The following is a 24640-nucleotide window of genomic DNA, read 5'->3' as shown; positions in this document are numbered from 1 at the left end:
CCGTGCCCTATGCCTGAACTGCCTGAAGTTGAAACCACGCGTTGCGGAATCGCTCCGCTAATTACCGATTGCACCATATCTGAACTGGTCCTGCGGACTGACAAGCTGCGTTGGCCGCTCGATCAGCAGCTTTGCTATTCCTTGCCGGGGCAGATCGTGCAGTCGGTTACTCGGCGCGCCAAGTACCTGCTGTTGACTTGCACCAAGGGAACATTGATTCTGCATTTGGGCATGTCGGGTAACTTGCGGGTGATTGAAGCTGGCAGCAGTGAAACGAAACACGATCATGTCGATCTGATATTCACCAACGGCACCTGCCTGCGTTTTAATGACCCACGTAAATTCGGTGCATTGCTGTGGACTGACAGCGATCCCTCGATTCATCCACTGCTCGTCAAACTTGGTCCGGAGCCACTGTCCGATAAGCTGAGCGGGGGTTATCTCTGGGAAGCCTCGCGCAAACGTAAAATCGCGGTAAAACAATTTATCATGGATCAAAAACTGGTCGTTGGGGTTGGCAATATCTACGCCAGTGAAGCTTTGTTTCGCGTTGGCATCCGTCCCGATCTGCCCGCCGGTAGGGTCAGTCGTGAGCGTTATCGGCGGCTGGCCGCAGCGATCAAGGTGATTCTTGCCCAAGCCATCGCCGCCGGTGGGACGACGATCGCCGACTTTCGCCAGTCGGACGGGCGCCCCGGATATTTTAAACAGCAGCTGCAGGTTTATGGTCGTGAAGGGGAGGGTTGCCCCAATTGTGGGCGACCGATCAGCTCTCTTCGGCTGGGGCAGCGTTCAACTTTTTATTGCCGTGATTGTCAGAGGTAGCTATGGATGGTTTTCCTTATGCTTTTCCGTACCAGGTGCGGGTCAGTGATGTGAATTACGGCGGCCATGTTGCCAATTCTGCCGTGTTGAATATTTTCCAGGATGCGCGGATTGCTCTGTTTGCCAGCTTGGGAGAATATACCGAGTTGGATCTGGGTGGTTGCGGTATCATCATGCCGGAGGCGCACGTTTATTTTCGGGCAGAAATGTTTTTGCGCGACCAGCTCCTGGTTGGGCTGCGCTGCGCCGAGCTGAAGCGCTCCAGCTTTGTCTTAGAGTATCGCATTGAGCGGGATGGAATGTTGACCGCGGAGGGCAACACTCCGATCGTTTGTTTCAATTATCAATTGCGTAAAGCTTGCCGTATTCCATCCCCGTTTCGTCAACAACTCGCCAATTTTTTTAATCATTAAAGACCATCTTTAACGGTTTCAAGCATTCTTTGTCGATGCCGACTTGCATCTTGTAGAAAGCCGGCTTTATCCTTGACGGAATGAGTCTGCAAAGGGTATTGTTCGCAGCAAAAAAAATGACGCTCAAGGATGGCTAAATATGGAAGAACTTAACGAATTACTGCAACAACGCCGGGCAAAAGTGGACATTTTTCGGGATGCCGGTGTCAGTCCCTTTGCCAATGATTTTAAAGTGACTCATACCACGGCACAGTTGGTTGAGGCTCACGCGGCTGATGATAAAGAGCAATTGGAAGGTTGTGAGCTGGAATACCGTATTGGTGGCCGGATTATGGCTCGACGTGATTTCGGTAAGGCTGCGTTTCTGCAATTGCAGGATGTCGGTGGTTTTTTTCAGATTTATGTCGCTAAAAATCAGGTCGGCGACGAGGCTTTCGAGCTGTTTAAAAAGTTCGACATTGGCGATATCGTCGGTGTTTGCGGTGTGCCGTTCCGCACCAAAACCGATGAATTATCGTTGCGTGCCAGCGAGATTCGTCTGCTGACGAAATCACTGTTGCCGTTACCGGAAAAGTGGCACGGGTTGACCGATGTTGAAACACGCTATCGGCAGCGCTATCTTGACCTGATGGTTAACCCGGAGGTGCGTGATACCTTCCGCAAGCGCAGCCAGATTGTCAGTCTGATCCGTGAGTTCATGCTTGACAACGAGTACCTCGAAGTCGAAACGCCGATGATGCACCCGGTCGCCGGTGGTGCGACGGCCAAACCGTTTGTCACCCACCACAATACCTTGAAGATGGATCTGTTTCTGCGCATTGCTCCAGAACTGTATCTCAAGCGTCTGGTTGTCGGTGGTTTCGATCGTGTTTTCGAAATTAATCGCAATTTCCGCAACGAGGGTATCTCCATCCAGCACAACCCTGAATTTACCATGATGGAGTTCTATCGGGCCTATGCTACCTATCATGATTTAATGGACTTTACCGAAGAGTTGATCTGTCATGTCGCGGATAAAGTCTGTGGTGGTCTGGTTATCCCGTACGGTGAGAAAGATGTTGATCTGACCCCGCCTTGGGATCGGTTGACTCTTAAGGAATCGATTGTCAAATATGGCCAGATCGAAATGGCGGTGCTGGATGACCGCGAGCAATCTTTTAATTATGCCAAGTCACTTGGTTTAGAACTGGACAGCCGGATCGGGCACGGTTATCTGCTGGCAGAGATTTTTGATGAAGTGGTTGAGCCGAACCTCTGGCAGCCAACCTTTATCACTGAATATCCGACTGAGATCTCTCCACTGTCACGCAAAAACGATGACAATCCCGATGTGGTTGATCGCTTCGAGCTGTTCATGGTTGGTCGTGAACTGGCGAACGCATTTTCCGAGTTGAATGACCCGATTGATCAAAAAGAACGCTTTTTGGGTCAAATGGAACAAAAAGCCGCCGGGGATGAAGAAGCGCATGAGATGGACGAAGATTACCTCCGCGCGCTTGAATACGGTTTGCCACCGACGGCTGGTGAAGGGATCGGTATCGATCGTCTGGTCATGCTGCTAACCAACTCTGCGTCGATTCGTGACGTAATTCTGTTCCCGCAAATGCGACCCGAAGTCGGCTGATTGCCGAGCGAAATGGACAACAATGGCATATGAGTGGTTTGTCAGCCTCCGCTACCTGAGGGCCAAACGGAAGCAGACCTTTATCTCGGTTATCTCTTTTATCTCGATCGTTGGGGTCACATTGGGCGTTGCCGCACTGATTCTGGTTCTGGCGGTGATGACCGGCTTTACCGACGGCGTCCGGCAACAGATTCTTGGCAATGTTCCCCATGTCCTGATGCAGAAATTCGGCGAAGGACTAGATAACCCTGACGAATTGGTTGCTGCAGCAACGCAAATTGAACATGTCGTTTCTGCCACACCTTTTATCTCCAAGGAAGCGATGCTGCTTTCTCAGGGCAATGTCGCTGCTGTCAGTGTCAAGGGGATTGGCAGCCAGCATAAGATATTCAGCCAGCAGCTACTTACGCTCGATCAACGGCCAATCAAAGAAGCTTTTTTTGATCAGGCTGCTGAGCGCCCAGGAATCGTCATCGGTATTGATACTGCGACCACGATCGGTGTCGCTGTCGGTGACTCGATCAATGTCATCCCGCCGATGTTTACCATTACTCCCTTCGGTATGATCCCCAAAATGAAGCCGTTTCGGGTGGTCGGTATTTTTGAAAAACAGAGCAGCCTGGTAGATAGCTTTTATGCCTATATCCCTTTAACTGTGGCGCAAAAGTTTTTTGATTCAGAAGGGGCTGTCACCGGTGTTGAGTTGGTCGTCGATCGTTTTGATCAGGCTCCTCAAGTTGCCGGTGAACTCAGCGAGCAGTTCAGCTTTCCTTATGTGATCCGCCCGTGGCAGAGCATCTATGGCTCGTTTCTTTCAGCTTTAAAGCTGGAAAAACTGGGTCTGTTTATCGTTTTGGGGATCATCGTTCTGGTCGCCGCATTTAATATTGCGACCACCTTGATTATGGTTGTTATGGAGAAAAGTCGCGACATTGCGATCCTTCGTGCCATGGGAGCCAATGCTCGCAGTATTATGAAAATCTTTGTTCTGGAAGGTTTCATCATCGGCACCGTCGGTACCGCGCTCGGCACAGCTTTCGGTGTGCTGCTGGCCCACTATGCCGATACGGTGATTAAATTCCTTGAGCGTACCTTCGGCATTCGCATTTTTGATCAAGCTGTTTACGGCATGGAGCGTTTTCCGTCCGATATCATCGTCTCGGATGTCGTCGCGGTTATGGTTATGGCTATGACGATTTCACTTTTGGCGACCGTTTATCCGGCTTGGCGCGCCTCGAAAATGGACCCTGCTGAGGCGCTGCGCTATGAGTGATCAGGCGATGATTGAGATCCGCGATTTGCAGAAGAGTTTTTCCTCTCCCGGTGGTGATATCACCGTTTTGCAGAATATCAATCTCAAAATCGTTTCCGGAGAACGGGTGGCCGTGGTTGGCACTTCGGGCGCTGGCAAGACAACCTTGATGCATATCCTCGGTGGACTGGATAAGCCGAGTGCTGGCGAGGTTCTTTTTGAGGGGGAGAGCCTCTTTGCCCTGCGTGGTTCGGCGCTGGATAGCTTTCGCAATCGTGCTGTCGGTTTTGTTTTCCAGTTTCATCAACTGTTGCCTGAATTTACCGCCCTTGAGAATGTCATGATGCCGTTATTGATCGGTGGCATTTCCCGTAACGAGGCGACGCAAAGTGCCTCTGAACTTCTTGAGGAGGTGGGTCTGGCTCATCGTCTGACCCATAAGCCGGGCGCGCTTTCTGGCGGTGAACAGCAACGGGTGGCTATTGCCCGGGCTTTGGTGCGTAGGCCACGTCTGTTGTTAGCCGATGAACCGACCGGCAATCTAGACAGTGGTACTTCTGACGAGATCATGGCGCTACTCAACCAGATGCACCAGACGCGTGGATTGACGATGATCATTGTTACGCATAATCGGAATTTGGCGGCCAGTCTTGACCGAATTTTACAGATAGAGGACGGCCTGTTGGCGGATGATATTTTAAATTGAACTCCTTAGGCCGATTTCATATACTCTTTTTTTTGTTTTTTTAATTCCTAGCTGAGGGATGCTGATGTTGAAAAGATTGTTGCTGACACTTTGTTTGCTGTTGTTCGCGGTTGTTGCCGGTGCTCAGGGGTTCAAGGTGTCTGATATCCAGATAGAGGGGAATGACCGAATTGAAACCTCGACTATTTTGGCGGCGACGCCGATTAAGCCGGGAGACAAGGTGACCCTTGAGGATGTGGATGAAGCGATGCGCAACATTTTCTCCCTCGGCCGTTTTGAGGAGATTTCGGCAGAGCTGACTGAGGTTCAGGGGGCTAAGGTCATTACCTTTGTCGTTGCGGAGTTGCCGTTGGTGCGTGATGTCCTGTTTGAAGGCAATGACGAACTTGGCGAAGATAAACTTAGGCCGTTGGTGAGTGTTAAAATCCCTGAGATTTTCAATCATGCAAAGGTCAAGCAGAGCATTTTTGAGATAGAAAATGCTTATGCTGAAGATGGTTACCACGCTGCCAGCATCGAACCGGCTGTTGAAATTGACGAGAAAAACGAAGCGGTACTGACCTTTAAAATCACTGAAGGTGAAAAAGTTCTGATCGACAAAATCCGCTTTACTGGAAATACCGCGATTGATGAAGATGATCTCGCAGATGCCATGCAAACCCAGGAGAGCTGGTGGTTGTCTTGGATGACCGGGCGCGGTGCTTATCAATCAGAGGTCATGGAGCTGGATGTCGAGCGGATCAAAGCCGCCTACAAAGACAAAGGCTACATGGATGTCAAGGTCAAGCAACCAGAGGTGACTCTGGTCAAGGATAATAAAGCCCTCGACATTTTGATCGAGGTTGATGAGGGCGCGCAATATATGGTCGGCACGCTTGATTTTAAAGGGGATTTGCTAAAGCCGAGCGAAGAGTTGTTACCTCTGGTGAGTTTGAAGCCGGGCGAGGTGTTTAACCGTTCACAACTGCACGACAGTATTGAACGTTTGACCGATCTCTACGCTGATGAAGGTTACGCTCATGTCAATGTTGCACCGTTAAGCAGTAAGGACGAGGAAAAATTGGCGATTGACCTGATATTCGATATTGAACAGGGGGCTAAGGTCTATATCGAACGCGTGCAGGTTAGTGGTAATTCCAGGACCCGTGATAAAGTTATTCGGCGAGAAGTTCCGATCGTTGAAGGCGACCAGTATAGTGCCAGTAAGATCAAGGCCGCTAATCGTAGTGTGCGTAACCTCGGTTATTTCGAAGAGGTGAACGTGACAACACGCCCTGGCTCAGCGGATGATCAGGCTGTTCTGAATATTGATGTTAAGGAGCAGGCGACCGGTACTTTCTCTGTCGGTGTCGGTTATTCCTCTGTCGATAGCGTTCTCGCGCAGGGTTCGGTTACACAGGACAACTTCCTGGGCTATGGCCTAAAACTAAAGCTTTCTGCTTCGTTGAGTGGGTCGAGCAGCACTTATTCGCTCGGTGTCACCGATCCCTATTTTCTCGACACCGACTGGACCCTGGGATTCGAAGTTTATAAGTCCGAGCGGGAATATGATGATTACGACGAGTATCGGACCGGTGGTGCGATCAAGGCTGGCCATAGGATTGCGAAGTACACCAAGGGTTTCCTGACCTATCGTTATGAACAGAGCGAAATCCTGAATATAGATGAAACTCTCGACCCGGAAAATACGCTTTGGGAGGAAGAGGGCGAATCAACACTCTCTTCGCTGACTACAGAAATCGTTCGCAATAGCACTGACTACCACCAAGATCCATCGACTGGTGGAATGTCTAAAATTACCCTGGAATATGCCGGTCTGGGTGGCACGGAAAATTACGCCAAGACAATCATTGAGCATCGCCACTTTTTTCCGTTATTCTGGGGGACCGTTTTCTCCATCCACGGTGAAACCGGTTACGTGGTTGCGACAGGTAATGACGATGTGTCGAGAAGTGAAAGGTTTTACCTCGGTGGGATTCGAAATCTGCGTGGCTTCAAGACCCGTGAAGTCGGCCCTAAAGACGAAGAAGATGTTTACCTTGGTGGCGAAACTATGGGCTACTTTAACTTCGAGTACTTGTTTCCAGTTGCTAAAAGCCTAGGCCTGAAGGGTTTGCTCTTTTATGATACTGGTAATGTCTGGGCGGATAGCGCTGACTACTTTTCCAAATTGCGTCACAGTGCTGGGGCGGGTATCCGTTGGAATAGTCCGCTTGGTCCGTTACGTTTCGAGTGGGGCTATAATTTAGCCCCCGAAGATGATGAAAAACAATCGGTTTTCGAATTTTCAATCGGTTCGGCTTTTTAAAAGTCGTTTAACAGGAGGAAAAAAATGAACAAAATTATTATTGCACTGATCGCGCTGCTGATGCTGGCCGCACCTGCGCTGGCTGAAACTAAAATTGCTTATGTTGATTTGCAGAAAGCTCTGAATCTCTCCAAGGCTGGGGTTGTCGCTAAAAATGAAATTGGCGCCCAAGTAAAAAAATACGAGGCGGAGTTTAAGGAAAAACAGGACGCACTGCAGAAATTAAAGACCGAACTTGAAAAGCAGGCAGTCCTTTTGTCCGATAGTGCCAAGGCTCAAAAAGAGCGAGATTTCCAGCAAAATGTTAAAGAATTACAACGCTTCCAGAAGGATGTTAAGGAAGAGTTGCAGCTGAAGGATACTGAGGCTACCAAGCGCATTCTAAACGAATTGTTCGAAATTCTGCAGAAGCTGGGTAAAGATGGCGGATATCATATGGTTATCGAAAAGAATGAGGGAGCAGTTATCTATGCTGACGAGAGTGTTGATCTGACCGATGAATTGATCAAAGCTTTTGATGCTTCGAAATAAATAATGTCTGCAACTTTACAACAGATAGCCGAAGTGGTTGGAGCAGAGCTTCGCGGTGATCCGGAGCTTATGATCAATCGGGTGTTCCCGATTGATCAGGCTCAAGAAGGTGATATTACCTTTGTTGCCAATCCGAAGTATTTGTCGAAACTGAAAGACTGTAAGGCCTCAGCCATTATCGTTGCCCCTGGTATCGATGTGCCGGGTGCAAATGTTTTGATAACGGCCAATCCCTATCTGGCTTTTGCGAAAATCTTGACTTTCTTGCAGGGCCCCGCCGAGAGTGGCAAGGGTGTGATGGCCGGTGCGCATGTCGCAGAATCCGCCGAGATTGCTGATTCTGCAACGATATACCCAGGCGCGGTTGTTGGTGACAAGGTTACGATTGGTCCAAGAACGATTCTTCATCCCGGAGTTGTCATTTACGCGGATGTCGTGATCGGTTCAGATTGTCTTCTGCATGCTGGTGCGGTGGTTCGCGAAGGGAGTCGTTTAGGTGATCGGGTGATTCTGCAACCCTCTGCCGTCATCGGCGGGGATGGCTTTGGTTTTGCCCCGGATGGAAGCAGTTATTTTAAGATCCCCCAAGTCGGGATCGTTGTGCTGGAAGATGATGTCGAAATTGGTGCCTGCAGCTGTGTTGATCGTGCTGCCCTCGGAGAAACCCGAATCCGGCGCGGTGTTAAACTCGATAATCTCGTACAGATCGGCCACAATGTAGAGGTCGGTGAGGACAGTATTGTCGTTTCTCAGGCGGGAATTGCCGGCAGCAGTAAAATTGGTCGGCATTGTACCTTCGGTGGCCAGTCTGCCGTTGCTGGCCATGTCACGGTGGGGGATAATGTGACCGTTGGGGCAAGGGGCGGCGCGTCCAGCAGTGTTGAGCCTAACCAGGTGTTGTCCGGTGTACCTTTGATGCCGCACAAACAATGGCTGAGAATGACAATGTCTTTGCCGAAGGTTCCGCAGATGCGCAAAGATTTGCAACAATTAAAGACGCGCCTTGCTGAGCTTGAAGCGCTGATTAGGGAGAAATAAAGTATGCTCAAGATGAATACCGTTGAAATTATGGGTGTTCTGCCACACCGTTATCCATTTTTGTTAGTCGACAGCCTCGAGGAAGTCGAGGAGGGAAAGAGAGTTTTTGGTTATAAGAATGTGACCATTAACGAGCCTTTTTTTCAGGGGCACTTTCCTGACCATCCGATCATGCCAGGTGTGTTGATCATTGAGGCGATGGCTCAGGTTGGCGGCGCATATACTTCTGTGGTTGACAATGTCGGCGATAATAAAGTGACTTATTTTGTTGGCATTGATAAGTGCCGTTTCCGTAAGCCGGTTCTGCCGGGTGATGTTCTGCGAATGGAACTGGAAATTCTGTCCAAACGGCGCGGTATTTATCAGTTCGAAGCCAAGGCATATGTCGGCGAAACTCTGGTTGCCCAGGCTGAACTAAAAGCCACATTTGCGGACAAATAAGATTGGAGAAGCAAATGATTCATCCGACAGCAATAATTGAACCAGGCGCCAAGCTCGATCCAACCGTTAAGGTTGGTCCCTATGCGGTGATTGGGGAACATGTCACCATTGGTGCTGGAACCACTGTCGGGCCACATACCGTCATTGAAGGACAGACCGAAATCGGTATGGAAAATCAGATTTTTCAATTTGCTTCGATTGGCGCGATTCCTCAAGATCTCAAGTTTCACGGGGAAAAATCTAGTTTGAAAATTGGCGACCGCAACAAAATTCGCGAATTTGTCACTATCCATCTCGGTACCGAGGATGGCGGCGGTGTGACTACCGTTGGCAGCGATAACCTGTTTATGGCCTATTCGCATGTTGCTCATGATTGCATTGTCAAGGATCATGTCATTCTTGCCAATGGTGCCACCCTGGCAGGTCATGTTGAAGTCGACGAATATGCAATCCTCGGCGGTTTGTCAGCTGTTCATCAGTTTGCCCGCATCGGCTGTCATGTTATGGCCAGCGGCGGTTCGATGATCGCTCAAGACGTTGCCCCGTATTCGATCGTGCAGGGTGATCGGGCCTCAACCGTTGGTATTAACCTCACCGGTTTGAAACGACGCGGCTATAGTGCTGAAGCGCTATCCAACGTCAAACAGATGTACAAGCTGGTCTTTCGTGCCAATTTGAAGCTTGATGAAGCGATCGCCAAAATTGAGGCGGACTTTCCAGTAGAGGCCGTAGAGGTTGCAACGTACCTTGATTTCTTAAAGAAAAGTGAGCGCGGCCTGGCCCGCTAATTTTCATTGTCCGTTTTTTAACAGAGGCTGCGAGACTCGAAAGGGTCTCGCCTTTTGTTTTTTAGGTCAGATGATTGATACCCGTAAAAAACAATAACCAGGATCGCAGGGTCATGATTGTCGCCGGAGAATCTTCCGGAGATCTGCATGGTAGTAACTTGCTGCTGGCTGCGGCGGAAAAATATCCGCAACTTCGGTTTTTTGGCGTCGGTGGCGAGCGGATGCGAGCGGCCGGTTGTCAGATTGTTTTTTCATCAGAAGAATTGTCTGTCATGGGGCTGGTCGAAGTTGTCGCCCAGTTACCTCGACTGATTGGCCGTTTTCGGCAGCTGAAGAGAATCCTGCAAGGGACTGAACGGCCAGATTTGTTGGTATTGATCGATTTCCCCGATTTTAATCTGCGCCTTGCGAAGGTTGCCAAGCAGCTCGGCATTCCAGTTCTTTATTATATCAGTCCCAAGGTCTGGGCATGGCGGAGCGGGCGAGCGAAAACCATTGCCGAACGGGTTGATCGCCTGGCGTTGATTTTCCCCTTTGAGCCACAGATATATCAACAATATGGCGTTGCTGCAGATTACGTAGGCAATCCGCTGCTTGATGAGTTTGCTGCCTGTCAGCCGGATGGATCGTTACGCGAACGCTTGAATATTTCAACCGAAGAACAGGTTGTGGGGATTTTCCCCGGTAGTCGTAACAGTGAACTGAAATATATTTTTCCGACCTTGTTACAGACCGCGCAGCAGTTAGCACAACATAAGCCCGCTTTGAAATTCTTGTTGCCGGTGGCGCCATCGTTGTCGCGAAAGTTTTTTGAGACAGAAATAAGCAAGAGTGGCTTGCCGGTCGAAATTGTTGACGAGAATATTTATGAGGTGGCCGCGGCCTGTGATGCTGTCTTGACAGTTTCTGGAACCGTCACCTTGCAGATCGCCTTAACCGCGACGCCAATGGCAATCCTCTACAAAGTCGCTCCGCTGAGCTATGAGATTGGGCGGCGGCTGATTAAAATTGAACACGCTGGTTTGACCAATATCGTTGCTGGCAAAGGGATTGTTCGTGAGTTTATACAAGATGCGGCAAATCCTGAGGCACTTTGTCAGGAAATGCTCCGTTTGCTGGATGACACAAACTATGTCGCAACGATGAAATCTGAGCTGGAGCGCGTACAGCATCTCCTGGGGCAGCCGGGGTGCTCGGAGCGGGTTGCGCAGATGGTTTTTGCCATGAGTTGCACGGCTGATAAGGAATAACCTGTTGTTATTAGAAGAAAAACAGAAGAACGTTTATAAGCGTTTGGCCAGTTACGCCGCGCCCTATAAAAAGCTGCTTGCTCTGGCAATGGTCGCTTCATTGGGCGTTGGCGGTTCGGATGCTGTGATCGCTTATCTGGTAAAGCCTTTTGTTGATGATTTGCTCATTGCCGGGGATGTTGAGTTAGCCAAATTGGTTCCTTATTTGGTGATCGGCCTTGCCGCGTTTAAAGGGTGTTCCCGCTACATTCAGCAGTACAATGTCCGGACGGCTGGCCAAGCCGCTGTCCAGGATATCAGGAATCAGCTTTACGGCCATTGCGTCAAAATGTCGATGCGCTTTTTCGTCAATAACTCATCCGGCAGCTTGATGTCACGTATCCTGAATGATGTCAACGTCATGCAGGCCGCACTTTCGGATGTTTTGGTTACGATCTTACGTGAAACAACCACCATGGTTGCCTTAATCGGCTACGCGTTTTACGCCGACTGGCGGATGGCGTTGATGGCCTTTGTGGTTATCCCGGCGGCGGCTTGGCCAGCTTCGGCGATCGGAAAAAAGATCAAGAAATTTTCTCGCCGTGGGCAGAACGCTATGGGGGATGTGACTTCGGTTGTTGAACAAAGTTTTTCTGGAATTAAAGTGATCAAGGCTTTTGGCACTGAAGAGCAGGAATGTCGGAAGTTTGAACGCGAAAATTTTGATTTCTTTACCCTGATCCGCAAAACCTTCCGCTATGACGCGGCATCTTCACCGGTGATTGAACTGTTGACCTCCTTTGGTGTGGCGGTCACTCTTTGGTACGGGCTCAATCGGGTGATGGCCGAAGAGATTACTAAGGGTGAAATGTTCTCCATTCTGGCGGCAATCGTGATGATGTATACACCGCTGAAGCGTCTTACTCGGGTCAATAATATCATCCAGCAAGCACTCGGAGCCGGGGAGCGGGTATTTGAAGTCTTGGATGAAAAATCTGAAATTGTCGATTCCCCCAATGCCGTTGTCTTGCCGCGTAGTGGTGGCCATGTTTCGTTTGAGAATGTCAGCTTTGCTTATGATGACGAGCCGATTCTGCATGATTTTTCCGTTTCGGCTAAGCCGGGTGAGGTTGTCGCCCTGGTTGGTCCGAGCGGCGCAGGCAAAACGACCATCATCGGTCTGTTGAACCGTTTCTACGATCCGCAAAATGGGCAGATTCTGATTGATGGACACAATATTTGCGACGTCACGCAGAAGAGCTTGCACGACAATCTGGCTCTGGTTGATCAGGAAACCTTTCTGTTTAACGACAGCATTCGCAATAATATTCGTTACGGTTGTCAGGATGCTGACGACATTTTGGTTGAACGGGCTGCCCAGCAGGCCTACGCAGATGAGTTTATCCGATTGTTGCCAGAAGGTTACGATACGGAGATTGGTGATCGCGGCTTGCGCCTGTCCGGTGGGCAGCGGCAACGCATTTGTATCGCTCGGGCGATTTTGCGCGATGCGCCTATCCTGATGCTTGATGAGGCGACCAGTGCTCTCGATACTGAAAGCGAGGCGATGGTGCAACATGCCCTGAGTAACTTGATGAGCAACCGTACTACCTTTGTCATTGCACATCGCTTATCGACAGTGATGCATGCTGATCGCATTCTGGTGCTTGAGGACGGCCGGATTAAGGAAGTTGGTAGTCACCAGCAGCTGCTCGAAGGAGGCGGTTTGTATAAACGTCTCTACGATATGCAATTCCGGGAGCAAGGTTGATGCGACTTAGCGACCGCTTGTTGGTGATGATTGGGCCGTTTCTCGCTTCGTATGCCATCCGTTTGCTCTACATGATGAACCGGATCGATTTTGTTGGTGAAGAGCAACCAAAGGCTATCTGGCAACGCGGCGAACAGCTGATTCTTTCTTTCTGGCACGATCAGTTACTGTTGATGGTCAAGGGCTACCGTGGGCCGCAAGCGAAAATTCTCATCAGTCCATCCAAGGATGGGGAGTTGATTGCGCGAACGATGCAATATTTTGGTCAGGATGCCGTGCGCGGTTCTTCGTCGCGTGGTGGGCGGGCAGCTTTTAAGGCTATGATCAAACTTGCTGAGGAGAAAGTGGATCTGGTTTTTACGCCAGATGGACCTAAGGGACCACGCCACGAACTGAAGGATGGTATTGTGCAATTGGCGCGGATGACCGGTCGTCCAGTAGTTCCAATGGCGTTCGTTTGCAGTCGCGGGCATCGGTTTAGTTCTTGGGATAAGTTTCTCCTGCCTTACCCCTTCGGTCGGGGGGTCTATTCTTTTGGTGAACCGATCAGTTTTGACCGGAAAGAAGGTGTCGAAGTCTTTCGTCAACGTCTTATTGAGGCAATGCGGCTGAATCAGCAACAAGCGCTAGCCCGTCTGGAGGAATACGGTGTATCTGCTGTATGATCTATTGCTGCTGATTGTCGCAGTATTCCTTATCCCTTATTATTTGTTGCGCGGTTACCGACATGGTAAGAGCCGCCGTGGTATCCGTGAACGCTTGGGCCATCTTTCGGATGAGCACTTACAGCGCTTGCAGGGCCGCCAAATCATCTGGGTGCACGCTGTTTCCGTAGGCGAGACCCGTGCTGCCAGCCCATTACTAAAAGAACTGCGAAAAAAAAATCCAGATCATTTGATTCTGCTGACCAATGTTACCGAAACCGGCCATGCCGTCGCCTTGAAAAATAAGGATATCGACTGTTGCCTGTTTTTTCCTTTCGATTTTTCCTGGGCTGTGCGGCGGATCCTGCAGATCGTCCAGCCGGAACTGATTGTTATTGTCGAAACTGAAATTTGGCCCAATTTTGTCAGACAGGCCAAGTTACTCGAAATTCCACTAGTTCTGGTCAATGGTCGTATTTCAGACCGTTCGTATCCTCGCTATCGTTTTTTCCGCCCATTATTGCGTCCGGTGTTGCAGTGTTTTTCCGCTTTCTGCATGCAGTCGCAGTTGGATGCCGAACGGATTGGTCAGCTCGGGGCAATCAGCACGCAGGTTGAAAATACTGGTAATTTGAAGTTTGATCACGCATTGAAAGATTTGCCCGATGAAGAAGTCGAGCAGCTAAAACAGACTTTTTGTTTGCCGACAGACTTGCCGATCTTTGTTGCTGGCAGCACTCATGCCGGGGAAGAGGAACAGATCGTCGCGATTTATCGATCTTTGCTGGCAGCAGATAGGCAACTCGCACTGGTGCTTATCCCGCGCCATCCGGAACGCTGTCGCGAAGTGCAGGACATGTTGACGAAACTTGGCGTTTCAAGCCAGTTGCGCAGCATGTTGCAGCCGGGGCAGCCATCACTTACAACGGGACAGGTATTAATCGTCGATACGCTTGGCGAGGTGCTTAATCTGTACGCTGTCTCTGATCTGGTCTTTGTCGGGGGGAGCCTGGTTCCGGTTGGTGGGCACAATTTACTGGAAGCTTGTTTGCTTGGTAAACCGGTTTTGTTCGGTCCGCATGTGCAGAACTTTCGTGAAATTTCGGCCAAGCTCATTCGGGCCGGTGCCGGAGTGCGGGTTCTTAACCAGCGGGAACTGGAAGAGCAGGCGACCTTGATGTTGGACGATCCAATCCGTTGTCGGGCCATGGGGCAGGCCGGTCGTTCTCTTATTGCCGAAAATGCTGGTGCAACAGAGCGAACGATGCGCCGGATCTCGCGGCATATCAAAAATTAATGGAGACCTTGCGCCAATTCCACCGTCGTGTTGCACTCTACGGAGCCAAGGGGCCGCGCGAGCACTTGTTTCTGTTTTTATTGTTGCCGTTAGCGTTTGTCTACGGTGGCATCGTCTGGTTGCGTAATAAATGTTATGACCGGGGTTTGTTTCCCAGCTACCGTGCGGAGGTCCCCGTTATTTCGGTCGGAAATCTGGCCGTCGGCGGGACGGGGAAAACACCAGTGGTTGACTGGTTGGTAAAAGAGTTTCTCCAGCAGGGCAAAAGAACAGCCGTTGTCAGCCGAGGGTACGGTGGTTCTTTTGTCGGCACGGTGGGGATTGTTTCAAAAGGAACCGGCCTGTTGAAGCAGGCTGCGGAAGCAGGCGATGAACCCTATTTGTTGGCCCGCCGAAACCCAGAGGCTTTGGTTCTTATTGCGCGAAAGCGTGCTGACGGGATAAAGGTCGCGGTTGATTCTTTGGCTGCGGATATTGTCATCCTTGATGATGGTTTTCAGCATCGTGCCGTGCAACGTGATCTCGATCTGGTTCTGCTTGATGCGAACCGGCCGCACGCCAACAACTGGCCGTTGCCCGCCGGACTGTTGCGCGAGTTCCCTGGGGCACTGAATCGGGCAGATCTGTTGTTATTAACGCGTACGACTGACAAGTCAGCGTACAGTTTGCCAGGTAAAACGGTCTTTAAAAGCTGCCATCAATTGGCTGATAATGCCATATCGCTGGACGGACAGCCGCTGGCATTTGTGCAACTGTCTCAGCTAAAGCTGTTTGCTTTTGCCGGGATCGCCGACCCGGACAGCTTTTTTGCCGGATTGGCTGCTGCTGGTTTACCGATTGGTGGCCAACTGTCCCTTAGTGATCATTGTCATTATGATGATCAGTTGTTGGCAGAAATCAGAGCTGCTGCCAAAGGGTTTGATGCATTGATTACTACCGAAAAAGATGCGGTAAAACTTGCCTCAGGGATGTTTGCTGTCCCTTGTTATCAGGTGCCAATGAGTCTCGAAATCGAGAATAATGATGCCTTCAAAGCTGAATTAATACAGCATTTATGGAGTGAATAGATGACAGTACGCGCAGAATTGATGGAAATCCTCGCCTGCCCAAAATGTAAGCAAGCAGTCGAATTGGCAGAAGACAATCAGACGATCGTTTGTTCGGCGTGCCGTTTGCGTTATCCGGTGCGTGATGATATTCCGGTGATGCTGATTGACGAAGCTGAGTCATTTTAAGGGCCAATCATTTGTCGCAATATCGCCTATTGATCCTCAGTGATGGTAAGCCGGGTCACCTGAATCAGTCGATTGCCTTCGCTAAACATCTCGGTTGCGAATTCGATATTTGTCCCGTTGCGTTTAACAGTCGCCTGGGGAAAGCTATTTCCTATTTGGCTGATCATTTGAGGTTGCATCTAGGTCGGTTGTTTCGCGTCGGCCCGCATTCTGATAACTATCGGGCCGTAGTCTCGGCTGGCTCGGAGACCTACTATGCCAATCGTGTCCTCGCAAAGCGGCTGGGAATTAGGTCGATCGCCATCATGCTGCCGCAGGGCTACCGCTATGATTTTGATCTGATTGTCGCTCAGCAGCACGATGATCCACCACGGCGGGACAACATTACTAGCATCCCGATCAATCTGACCTACGTCGAGCCGCAAGGATTGATCACGCCCGCTGCTGGTAGCCGTTATGTGTCGATCATCATCGGTGGCAACAGCAAGCATGTCCGACTTGAACCGAAATTACTCCATGAACAATTGGAGAAGATTTTCGCTTTGTTTCCGGGGCACAAGTTCTGGCTGACAACCTCGCGTCGGACACCTGCTGAAATTGAGGTTGTACTGAAAAAATTCAAGTTTGAGCGGGCCATTTATTATTCCGCAGAGCAGATCAATCCGATCCCTGATTTTTTACGCCATAGCGAGTATGTGTTTTTAACTGCTGATTCAACGTCGATGGTTAGTGAGGCGGTAAGTTTTGGTGCCGGCAGTATTGAGGTTTTCATGCTTAACCCTGATGACCGGAAAAGTAAATTACGGAGCTTTCTGCATGAACTTCAGTCTCAACAGTATTTGCATTACTTTGACGGTACCCTTGGCAATTGTAATAGAAAAATCGACTTTAAGGCTTTGACGTCAAAGTTAGATCTCGCAGAATGATCGCGATAAGCCGCTTACTGATTTGTGCAGAAGCTTTCTTGTGATTAATGCAGAGCTACTGTTTCTTTATTAGGATAAATCCATGCTTTTTAACTCCCCGGTGTTTATATTTCTTTTTCTGCCATTAGTCTTAGTCGTTTACTTTTCTTTAAACCGATATCGTCTGATTGTTGCAGGAACAACCTGGCTGGTTTTTTCTTCGTTGTTTTTTTATTCGTATTGGAATCCACTCTACCTCCCGCTTATTCTTGGTTCGATGCTGGTGAATTACGCCATAGGTTCAGCTTTGGGTAAGCAAGCGGAAGAGGTTCGAAGATATTCACGTAAAACCGCGCTGTTCGTCGGGATTGCTGCGAACCTGTCTTTGCTCGGATATTATAAATACGCAGATTTTTTTCTCGAGAATATTAATGATGTGGCCGGCGCCGATCTATCTCTACTGAACCTTGCCTTGCCTTTGGCCATCAGCTTTTTTACTTTTCAGCAGATCGCCTATCTGGTCGACAGTTACCAGGGGCAGACGCGAGAATATGATTTTCTCAATTACTGCCTGTTTGTCACTTTCTTCCCTCAGTTGATTGCTGGGCCGATTGTTCATCATGGCGAAATGATGCCGCAGTTCGCCAGAACCAGAACCAAGGTTCTCGATTATCGCAATCTCTCGACAGGTCTTTTCATCTTCGTTCTCGGCCTTTTCAAAAAAGTTGTTATTGCCGATACTTTTGCGGTCTGGGCGACCATCGGTTTTGATAAATCTCCGGAGCTGAGTTGTGTCGGAGCCTGGATTGTTTCTTTGAGTTATGCCCTGCAACTCTATTTTGATTTCAGTGGTTATACCGATATGGCAATTGGCTCAGCGCGGATGTTTAATATTCGGTTGCCGCTGAATTTTAATTCTCCCTATAAGGCTCTGAATATCCAAGATTTTTGGCGCCGCTGGCACATGACCCTGAGTCGTTGGTTACGAGACTATCTGTATATCCCCTTAGGGGGAAGCAAGGATGGCCCAGGCCGAACGTATATTAACCTGTTTTTGACCTTTTTACTCGGTGGGTTGTGGCATGGTGCCGGTTGGACCTTCATCCTCTGGGGAGCTATGCACGGGGCTGGAACGGCTGTTCATAAGTACTGGCAGCGGTTCAATATCTCTATGCCACGCTGGTCGGCCTGGTTATTGACCTTTCTTTTCGTCAATATTGCCTGGATTTTTTTTCGAGCCACCAGCTTTGAGGAAGCCGACAAGCTTCTTTCTGCTATGTTCAGTTTTCAGGGGTATCGACTGCCTCTCGGAATTAAGGATAAAGCTTTTGGGTGGGTTGCTGTTGGAATGCTTCTGGTCGTGTTTGCCCCGAATTCGATTGAACTCGCGCGTAAATTTAGGCCCGGCTGGAAACTTGTTGTTTTTACCCTTGCTTTGGCATTGACAGCTATTTTCAACTTAGAGCGGGTCAGTGAATTTCTTTATTTTCAATTTTAAGGGAGGGCGATAATGAGTAACAGATTTTATTTATGGATAGTCCTCACAGTAATTATGGGGGTTGTTGCATTTAATTTTTCGACCTGGTTTTTTGCCACACAAACAATATTGTCGGGAAATCCGCTTGTTGGCGATTTGGCGCGTATGGGGTATTTGCCTGAGATTGTAAATCTGGAAAAATCTTCTGGCAATCCAGGCGGCAAACATCTTAATTACTGGGAATATCAAAGCCAGAAAATCGAGCTTGTTACTATGGGGGACTCTTTTTCCCAGGGGGGAGGAAGTGGACACTATCAGGATTGGATTGCTTCTTCACTAAATGGAGAAGTTCTCAATCTGAATGAAATTTTCTGGTATCCAGATTTGCGTAATCGGTTAGATCCGATTGTTAATTTGTTGAATGATGGGTTCTTTGACCAGATCAAACCACGTTACCTGCTGGTGCAAAATGTGGAGCGACTCAGTGAAACCTTGAGTGTGCCACCTGATTGGATGGAGCGTGATCGGGCATCCGAATATCGAAAATTTCTCGAGGAACGCGTTACTAAAACCAGAGCAGACAGTCTTGATAAAAAAGGATTTTTCAATACTGCAGGGTTCAAATTTCTTGCAAACAAATTTACTTATGCTCTAAAAGGTTACGATTATAGCAAGACTGTTTATGTGGCCGATTTAGAGTCAAACCTGTTCTCCGGATCTGCTGCAAATAAAGTAGCTTATTTTTATCAAGATTTGGAGTGGGCCGAAAGGCAAACGCACGATATTGCGGTCAAAGTAAATGCTAACATGAATCATTTGGCAGATTTGTTGCGGGAAAAGGGGATTGAACTTATTTTTCTGCCAGCAGTAGACAAGTATGACCTGTACCGAAAATTCATGGTTGATAGTAGTTACCCTGAAATCGACTTTTTTTCGTCCTTGCGGCAATTGCCCAAAAGGTATCATTTTGTAGATAGTAAGAAGATTTTGAGCCAGATGTTGGTGCATGGTGAAAAAGATATTTACTGGCAAGATGATACCCACTGGAGCTGGAAAGCCTCGAAGGCCATTGCTGATAATTTGTCCACTATCATCAGTGCCAAGAAATGAGCAATACTGTCTGGTTATTGATTATCTCCTCTTGTGTTAATAAGGTCCGTTTGTGAGAGTTGTACAGTTATTACCTGAACTGAATGAAGGTGGCGTCGAAAGAGGGGTTGTTGAACTCAATCGTGAACTGGTCAAACTAGGTGTTGAAAGTATCGTCATCAGTGCGGGTGGGAAACTGGCCCGTCAGATCGATATTGATGGCGGGCAGCATGTTTCTTTTGACGTTGTTAGTAAAAATCCCCTGACGGCGCCAGCGAGAGTATTGCGGTTACGGAATATTCTTAAGGAGCTAAATCCTGACATTCTGCATGCCCGCAGTCGAGTGCCCGCTTGGTTGGCTTATCTGGCAAATAAAAAACTTAATATGCCTTTTGTGACAACGGTTCATGGCTTTAACAGCGTTAACGCATACAGTCGTGTAATGACTTTTGGTGACCGGGTGATCTGTGTTAGTAGTGCCGTCAAGAAGTACATCCAGGAGCATTATCAGGTTCCTGATGGGAAGATCGATGTGATTCCACGTGGAATTGATCTGGAGTTTTTTCATCCAGATCACCTTGATCAAGAATTTATTGATACTTTTAGAAGTAGTTATCAGTTGGAGGATAAATTTGTCGTTTCTTCAGTTGGCCGCATAACCCAACTGAAAGACTACGAGACATTTATTCGTGCGGTTTCTTTTGCCAGGAGTTCAAGGCCAGATATTGTCGGTTTGGTTGTCGGTGGTGTTCATCCGGACAGGGCCAACTACTTTAAGGATTTACAGCTGCTGGTAGAGGGACTTGGAGCAACAGAGTTCATAAAGTTTGTAGGTAGCCAGAAAAATATTGCAGAAATTTATTTCCTGAGTGATTTGGTTGTGTCCTGTTCAAAAAAGCCGGAAAGCTTTGGGCGCAGTGCTGCCGAAGCGATTGCCATGGGAACACCCGTTCTTGCAACCAATCATGGTGGCATTGTCGATGTGGTTAAGGAGGATGTCTGTGGGAGTTTGTTTGCGGTCGGTGATTCGGAAGTCCTTGCCGCCCATATGGTGATGCAAAAAGCTATGGATAAAGAAAATATGCGGGATTTCATTGCCCGTGAATTTTCTTTAGCGCAGATGGTCGAAAAAACCGTTTTGGTTTATGATTCATTTTAGTTTGTATCCTTACAGGTAAAGCAGAGGCTTATTAAATGTCATTTTTTAGTCATCACACCGCTCTGGTAGAAACGGATCAAATCGGTGAGGGGACCCGGATCTGGGCTTTTACCCATCTTCTTTCGGGGGCCATGGTGGGTTCACAGTGCAATATTTGCGACCATGTCTTTATTGAAAATGACGTCATTATCGGGGACCGTGTTACCATCAAATGCGGTGTGCAACTATGGGATGGTTTGCGCGTAGAGGATGATGTTTTTATCGGACCGAATGCAACCTTTACCAACGATCTTTTCCCGCGAAGTAAAACCGAGTTCAAATTGAAACAGACAATTATCAAGCAGGGAGCTTCCATTGGCGCCAATGCGACAATCCTGGCTGGTGTTTGTATTGGGGGAAATGCAATGGTTGGTGCTGGAGCTGTCGTTACGCGAGACGTCGTTGCCGGTTCGATTGTAGTTGGAAATCCAGCGCGTGAAATTGGCAACACTGAGGATGCATAATGGGAATCCATGATTGTAGCATTATTGAGCTTCCTAAGATCAGCGATCCGCGCGGCAACTTGACGTTTGTCGAAGGTGGTCGGCATCTGCCGTTCGATCTAAAGCGGGTTTACTACTTGTATGATGTCCCGGGGGGGGGGCAGAACGAGGCGGGCATGCCCATAAAGATCTGCATCAACTGATTATCGCCATGTCTGGGAGTTTTGACGTTTTGCTTGATGACGGCAAACAGAAGCGCCGGTTTCATCTGAATCGCTCCTATTATGGTCTTTATGTCTGCCCGATGATCTGGCGGGAATTGGATAATTTTTCATCAGGTTCAGTCTGCATGGTTCTGGCTTCAAATTACTATTCAGAAGATGATTACTATCGTGACTATACTGAATTCAAAACTCAAATAGGTTGAAAAAATTGCAGGTTCCTTTTCTCGATTTAAAACCCGCTTATCTTGAACTGCAGGATCAGTTTGATCAAGCCTACCAGCGTGTTATGGCCTCGGGGTGGTACTTGCAGGGCGAGGAGTTGGCCCTGTTCGAGCGGGAATTTGCTCAGTTCTGTGCCACCGACTACTGTGTTGGTACGGCTAATGGCCTCGATGCTCTCTACCTTATTTTGCTGGCGATGGACATTGGAGATGGCGATGAAGTGATCGTACCGGCTAACACCTTTATTGCAACCTGGCTCTCTGTTTCACGAGTTGGCGCGATCCCTGTTCCTGTCGATGCTGATCCTGCTACGTTCAATATTGATCCCGACCTGATTGAGGCGGCAATAACCACAAAAACCAAGGCCATCATTGCGGTTCACCTCTATGGACAGCCAGCGAATCTGGAAAAGATAACGGCTATTGCCAGAAGCTATCGAATCAAGGTCATTGAAGATGCTGCACAAGCCCATGGCGCTTTGTGTTTTGATAAAAAAGTTGGTAGTTTGTCTGACGCCGCAGCATTTAGCTTTTATCCAGGGAAAAACCTGGGTGCTTTTGGGGATGGTGGGGCGATTACCACTAACGATTCGGAGCTGGCGTCAACTGTTCGGATGCTTGGGAATTATGGGGCGAAGCAGAAATACCAGCATCTTGCCCAGGGAGTCAACTCACGGCTCGATGAGTTGCAGGCTGCTTTTTTGCGGGTAAAGCTTGCCGTTTTGCAGGAATGGAGTGAGCGGCGGAGAAAGATTGCAAATTGTTATCTGCAGCAGATCTCGACCGAGCGTCTTATTTTGCCGACGGTTCCGAATTGGGCGACGCCGGTTTGGCATCTATTTGTCGTTCAATCCGATGATCGCGACGGTCTTCGTAACTGGCTGAGTGATCAAGGGATTGAGACGTCGATCCATTATCCGCTCTGTCCGGATCGACAGCAGGCTTATGCTGGTTGTTTGCATCGGACCTACGATTTGCCGGTATCCAGGGAGTTAGAGGCGAAGGTGTTCAGTTTGCCTATCGGTCCACATCTGAGCGATTCGATGGTAGATTATGTCATCCGTTGCCTCTCAGATAATAAATAAATGCGCGAGAGTTGTATGTCAGGATTTCCTCTTCAATCAGTTTTGATTCCAGTCTATAACCATTCGAGTTATGTGCTCGAGTGTCTCGATTCTGTGGCAACGCAAACCTACACTAACCTTGAATTGATCATTATCGATGATGGCTCAACAGATGATTCTGCTGAAGTTGTTAAAGCCTTTCTCCATAATAATCAGCAGCGTTTTGCCCGGGTTGAGTTCAGGTCGCGACCAAACAAGGGAGTAAGTCCCACCTTGAACGAGGGGCTACAACTCTGTCGCGGCGACTGGGTCCATATTTTGGCCTCTGATGACAGTTGGATGCCTGACAAGGTTATGCAGCAATGGCGGGCCTATCTTTCCTGTCAGGAAGAATCGGTGGCACTAATCGTTGCCGACGTTGACTGTGTCGACGATTCAGGGCAGGTGATTGTCGCCGGACGAGAAAGTTGCCTTGCTCCGGGAGTGAACACCGAGGCATATAGAATTCTATTGCAGGCAAACGCAATCAATGCACCCACGGCTGTGATCCGTAGAACTGCCCTGTGTTCTATCGGCGGATTTGACGAAAGTCTGGCAATGGAGGACTGGGATTGTTGGCTGCGGATTTCTGCAGGTCATTCAATCCTCAGGGTTCCCAAGGCGTTGGCACGTTATCGCTATCATGGTCAGAATTCTCATAAGAAAAATGCAGTGATGTTGGAAGCTTTGTTACGCACCTTTGCCAAGTTTATGCGTGAAAATGGCAATCTGCTGACCCTGGCGGAACATAAAAAGTGCTGGAGGAAAAACCGTCAAAGAATCTATCGCTGGGCAAAGGGAGCAGATAAAGCTCTTTTGCTAAAGATCTTTATTGACTACGTGTCCTCTCCACTAAAAAAAACTGGGTGTGAGGATTATGAATTCTATGCCGATAAAATCAAGGCTCAGCTCTGAAAAATGGGGATAGGTGTCGGATGAAAGTTTTGCTGGTTGCAAAACCTTGGCGGGGTGGACTGGCCAACTATGTTTATGCTGCACTGAACACCCTTTTCCCTGGAAGGGTTGAGTGGGTTTCAACGAGGCCGATCTCTATTGCTGAAAAGGTCAGTTATCGCGCGAACAGAAAAAAATGGGAGAAGAGGCTTCTCGATCGAGTTGCGACAAAAGAGCGTGACCTTGCATTTTTTATCAACCATCTCCCAGGCTTTTCTGGATTGGAGTATCATGCCGGAAATGTGCTCTGGCTGACTGACGGTCCGAATCCTGCCCCGGGTGATTATGCTCCCTATGCAAAAGTCTATCTCTCCGATGCGGGCTATCTGCTGAATGTTGCCAAGGTTCTGCCTGATGAGTGTCTCGGCGGGGAGTTGGGCTTTGCGTTTAGCCCTGATATCCATCATTGGCATAAATCGAGAAGCGAACGGAAACAGTTATGTTTTATCGGCAACAAGGATCACAAGCGGGATCCTTATATGGAAGCCTTATTAAACACCGGTATCAGTTTCTCGGTGGTCGGAAATTATTTCCTTCGGCATCCTCTGTTTTGGCGTCATCCTGGAAAGTTTTCCCCTTCGGTCCGCAATGAAAAAATGGGTCAGATATATGCCGATCATCAACTGTCATTAAATCTACATGCTAAGGTTGTACGCCAAGGCACCAATATGCGAACCTTCGAATGTGCTGGCTACGGTATCCCACAACTGGTTGAGTATCGCCCGGGGATAGAAAAATATTTTGAGCCTGAAAGAGAGATTCTAACCTTTACTGAAACTGAAGAGATGTTGGAAAAAACAAAGATGTTGCTCGCTGACTCAGAACTTAGAAAAAAATTGGCAGCAAATGCCATGTCGCGGGTGGAAGCTGAGCATACCTATGTCCATAGAGTCCAAACTGTTCTCGATCAGTTGTTATAAGTTA

General features: G+C 48.6%; 24 protein-coding genes and 1 pseudogene. All 25 read left to right on the top strand.

The window, feature by feature from the left end:
- Positions 1–9: 9 nt before the first annotated feature.
- The 25 genes and pseudogenes from mutM (at position 10) to ACZ5PT_RS18005 (ending at position 24636) form a co-directional block, all read left to right on the top strand.
- Positions 10–825: a bifunctional DNA-formamidopyrimidine glycosylase/DNA-(apurinic or apyrimidinic site) lyase gene (mutM, locus tag ACZ5PT_RS18125; protein ID WP_464264421.1), complete on the top strand. Its 816-nt coding sequence runs from the start codon at positions 10–12 to the stop codon at positions 823–825.
- Between the two features lie 2 nt (positions 826–827).
- Positions 828–1238, top strand: a complete 411-nt coding sequence (locus ACZ5PT_RS18120; RefSeq protein WP_464264420.1) for an acyl-CoA thioesterase — start codon at positions 828–830, stop codon at positions 1236–1238.
- Positions 1239–1377: 139 nt separating this feature from the next.
- Entirely contained in the window at positions 1378–2862 is a 1485-nt protein-coding gene (gene lysS / locus ACZ5PT_RS18115) for a lysine--tRNA ligase (protein ID WP_464264419.1), read from the top strand.
- A gap of 22 nt (positions 2863–2884) precedes the next feature.
- Positions 2885–4135, top strand: a complete 1251-nt coding sequence (locus ACZ5PT_RS18110; RefSeq protein ID WP_464264418.1) for a lipoprotein-releasing ABC transporter permease subunit — start codon at positions 2885–2887, stop codon at positions 4133–4135.
- Positions 4128–4820 carry an ABC transporter ATP-binding protein gene (locus ACZ5PT_RS18105; protein WP_464264417.1) on the top strand — a complete coding sequence of 231 codons (693 nt, stop codon included), beginning with the start codon at positions 4128–4130 and terminating at the stop codon, positions 4818–4820. Before ACZ5PT_RS18110 ends, ACZ5PT_RS18105 begins: the two co-directional genes overlap by 8 nt.
- Before the next feature lie 64 nt (positions 4821–4884).
- The gene (gene bamA / locus ACZ5PT_RS18100; RefSeq protein WP_464264416.1) at positions 4885–7128 is read left to right on the top strand and encodes an outer membrane protein assembly factor BamA; all 2244 of its coding nucleotides are present in this window, start codon (positions 4885–4887) and stop codon (positions 7126–7128) included.
- Between the two features lie 24 nt (positions 7129–7152).
- Positions 7153–7659, top strand: coding sequence for an OmpH/Skp family outer membrane protein (locus ACZ5PT_RS18095; RefSeq protein ID WP_464264415.1), 507 nt, complete (start codon positions 7153–7155; stop codon positions 7657–7659).
- A gap of 3 nt (positions 7660–7662) precedes the next feature.
- Positions 7663–8697, top strand: a complete 1035-nt coding sequence (lpxD, locus tag ACZ5PT_RS18090; RefSeq protein ID WP_464264414.1) for a UDP-3-O-(3-hydroxymyristoyl)glucosamine N-acyltransferase — start codon at positions 7663–7665, stop codon at positions 8695–8697.
- 3 nt (positions 8698–8700) lie between these two features.
- The gene (gene fabZ, locus ACZ5PT_RS18085; RefSeq protein ID WP_464264413.1) at positions 8701–9138 is read left to right on the top strand and encodes a 3-hydroxyacyl-ACP dehydratase FabZ; all 438 of its coding nucleotides are present in this window, start codon (positions 8701–8703) and stop codon (positions 9136–9138) included.
- Positions 9139–9152: 14 nt separating this feature from the next.
- Positions 9153–9926: an acyl-ACP--UDP-N-acetylglucosamine O-acyltransferase gene (gene lpxA / locus ACZ5PT_RS18080; RefSeq protein ID WP_464264412.1), complete on the top strand. Its 774-nt coding sequence runs from the start codon at positions 9153–9155 to the stop codon at positions 9924–9926.
- A gap of 113 nt (positions 9927–10039) precedes the next feature.
- Positions 10040–11176 (top strand): lipid-A-disaccharide synthase, encoded by a 1137-nt coding sequence (gene lpxB / locus ACZ5PT_RS18075; RefSeq protein WP_464264411.1) that lies wholly within the window; start codon positions 10040–10042, stop codon positions 11174–11176.
- Between the two features lie 4 nt (positions 11177–11180).
- Positions 11181–12926 carry a lipid A export permease/ATP-binding protein MsbA gene (gene msbA, locus ACZ5PT_RS18070; RefSeq protein WP_464264410.1) on the top strand — a complete coding sequence of 582 codons (1746 nt, stop codon included), beginning with the start codon at positions 11181–11183 and terminating at the stop codon, positions 12924–12926.
- Positions 12926–13591 (top strand): lysophospholipid acyltransferase family protein, encoded by a 666-nt coding sequence (locus tag ACZ5PT_RS18065; RefSeq protein ID WP_464264409.1) that lies wholly within the window; start codon positions 12926–12928, stop codon positions 13589–13591. Before msbA ends, ACZ5PT_RS18065 begins: the two co-directional genes overlap by 1 nt.
- Positions 13575–14867, top strand: a complete 1293-nt coding sequence (locus ACZ5PT_RS18060; protein WP_464264408.1) for a 3-deoxy-D-manno-octulosonic acid transferase — start codon at positions 13575–13577, stop codon at positions 14865–14867. The genes ACZ5PT_RS18065 and ACZ5PT_RS18060 overlap by 17 nt, the downstream gene beginning before the upstream one ends.
- Positions 14868–14875: 8 nt before the next feature.
- Entirely contained in the window at positions 14876–15934 is a 1059-nt protein-coding gene (gene lpxK, locus ACZ5PT_RS18055; protein ID WP_464264407.1) for a tetraacyldisaccharide 4'-kinase, read from the top strand.
- A complete protein-coding gene (locus ACZ5PT_RS18050; RefSeq protein ID WP_464264406.1) occupies positions 15935–16102 on the top strand; it encodes a Trm112 family protein in 168 nt (55 codons plus the stop codon).
- Between the two features lie 11 nt (positions 16103–16113).
- Positions 16114–17028 (top strand): ELM1/GtrOC1 family putative glycosyltransferase, encoded by a 915-nt coding sequence (locus tag ACZ5PT_RS18045; RefSeq protein ID WP_464264405.1) that lies wholly within the window; start codon positions 16114–16116, stop codon positions 17026–17028.
- Positions 17029–17110: 82 nt separating this feature from the next.
- Positions 17111–18505 (top strand): MBOAT family O-acyltransferase, encoded by a 1395-nt coding sequence (locus ACZ5PT_RS18040; RefSeq protein WP_464264404.1) that lies wholly within the window; start codon positions 17111–17113, stop codon positions 18503–18505.
- A gap of 12 nt (positions 18506–18517) precedes the next feature.
- Positions 18518–19594, top strand: a complete 1077-nt coding sequence (locus ACZ5PT_RS18035) for an alginate O-acetyltransferase AlgX-related protein (protein WP_464264403.1) — start codon at positions 18518–18520, stop codon at positions 19592–19594.
- A 52-nt stretch (positions 19595–19646) separates the two neighbouring features.
- Positions 19647–20732 carry a glycosyltransferase family 4 protein gene (locus ACZ5PT_RS18030; RefSeq protein ID WP_464264402.1) on the top strand — a complete coding sequence of 362 codons (1086 nt, stop codon included), beginning with the start codon at positions 19647–19649 and terminating at the stop codon, positions 20730–20732.
- Between the two features lie 35 nt (positions 20733–20767).
- Complete coding sequence (locus tag ACZ5PT_RS18025) at positions 20768–21235, top strand: acyltransferase (RefSeq protein WP_464264401.1); 468 nt, start codon at positions 20768–20770, stop codon at positions 21233–21235.
- Positions 21235–21641 (top strand): annotated as a pseudogene (locus ACZ5PT_RS18020) (sugar 3,4-ketoisomerase). Before ACZ5PT_RS18025 ends, ACZ5PT_RS18020 begins: the two are co-directional and overlap by 1 nt.
- A gap of 5 nt (positions 21642–21646) precedes the next feature.
- The gene (locus ACZ5PT_RS18015; RefSeq protein WP_464264400.1) at positions 21647–22744 is read left to right on the top strand and encodes a DegT/DnrJ/EryC1/StrS family aminotransferase; all 1098 of its coding nucleotides are present in this window, start codon (positions 21647–21649) and stop codon (positions 22742–22744) included.
- Positions 22745–22759: 15 nt separating this feature from the next.
- Entirely contained in the window at positions 22760–23677 is a 918-nt protein-coding gene (locus ACZ5PT_RS18010) for a glycosyltransferase family 2 protein (protein WP_464264399.1), read from the top strand.
- Between the two features lie 20 nt (positions 23678–23697).
- On the top strand, positions 23698–24636 hold the full coding sequence (locus tag ACZ5PT_RS18005) for a CgeB family protein (protein WP_464264398.1): 939 nt from the start codon (positions 23698–23700) through the stop codon (positions 24634–24636).
- Positions 24637–24640: the final 4 nt, after the last annotated feature.

The organism is Desulfuromusa ferrireducens (assembly GCF_055389805.1).
Note: the sequence above shows the minus strand (reverse complement) of the source record. Positions and strands in the feature narration are given on the sequence as shown.

What these genes read in the sequence shown, in the direction of transcription:
- mutM (WP_464264421.1), top strand. Translation starts at nt 10, where the DNA reads ATGCCTGAACTGCCTGAAGTTGAAACCACGCGTTGCGGAATCGCTCCG.
- ACZ5PT_RS18120 (WP_464264420.1), top strand. Translation starts at nt 828, where the DNA reads ATGGATGGTTTTCCTTATGCTTTTCCGTACCAGGTGCGGGTCAGTGAT.
- lysS (WP_464264419.1), top strand. Translation starts at nt 1,378, where the DNA reads ATGGAAGAACTTAACGAATTACTGCAACAACGCCGGGCAAAAGTGGAC.
- ACZ5PT_RS18110 (WP_464264418.1), top strand. Translation starts at nt 2,885, where the DNA reads ATGGCATATGAGTGGTTTGTCAGCCTCCGCTACCTGAGGGCCAAACGG.
- ACZ5PT_RS18105 (WP_464264417.1), top strand. Translation starts at nt 4,128, where the DNA reads ATGAGTGATCAGGCGATGATTGAGATCCGCGATTTGCAGAAGAGTTTT.
- bamA (WP_464264416.1), top strand. Translation starts at nt 4,885, where the DNA reads ATGTTGAAAAGATTGTTGCTGACACTTTGTTTGCTGTTGTTCGCGGTT.
- ACZ5PT_RS18095 (WP_464264415.1), top strand. Translation starts at nt 7,153, where the DNA reads ATGAACAAAATTATTATTGCACTGATCGCGCTGCTGATGCTGGCCGCA.
- lpxD (WP_464264414.1), top strand. Translation starts at nt 7,663, where the DNA reads ATGTCTGCAACTTTACAACAGATAGCCGAAGTGGTTGGAGCAGAGCTT.
- fabZ (WP_464264413.1), top strand. Translation starts at nt 8,701, where the DNA reads ATGCTCAAGATGAATACCGTTGAAATTATGGGTGTTCTGCCACACCGT.
- lpxA (WP_464264412.1), top strand. Translation starts at nt 9,153, where the DNA reads ATGATTCATCCGACAGCAATAATTGAACCAGGCGCCAAGCTCGATCCA.
- lpxB (WP_464264411.1), top strand. Translation starts at nt 10,040, where the DNA reads ATGATTGTCGCCGGAGAATCTTCCGGAGATCTGCATGGTAGTAACTTG.
- ACZ5PT_RS18065 (WP_464264409.1), top strand. Translation starts at nt 12,926, where the DNA reads ATGCGACTTAGCGACCGCTTGTTGGTGATGATTGGGCCGTTTCTCGCT.
- ACZ5PT_RS18050 (WP_464264406.1), top strand. Translation starts at nt 15,935, where the DNA reads ATGACAGTACGCGCAGAATTGATGGAAATCCTCGCCTGCCCAAAATGT.
- ACZ5PT_RS18040 (WP_464264404.1), top strand. Translation starts at nt 17,111, where the DNA reads ATGCTTTTTAACTCCCCGGTGTTTATATTTCTTTTTCTGCCATTAGTC.
- ACZ5PT_RS18035 (WP_464264403.1), top strand. Translation starts at nt 18,518, where the DNA reads ATGAGTAACAGATTTTATTTATGGATAGTCCTCACAGTAATTATGGGG.
- ACZ5PT_RS18025 (WP_464264401.1), top strand. Translation starts at nt 20,768, where the DNA reads ATGTCATTTTTTAGTCATCACACCGCTCTGGTAGAAACGGATCAAATC.
- ACZ5PT_RS18010 (WP_464264399.1), top strand. Translation starts at nt 22,760, where the DNA reads ATGTCAGGATTTCCTCTTCAATCAGTTTTGATTCCAGTCTATAACCAT.
- ACZ5PT_RS18005 (WP_464264398.1), top strand. Translation starts at nt 23,698, where the DNA reads ATGAAAGTTTTGCTGGTTGCAAAACCTTGGCGGGGTGGACTGGCCAAC.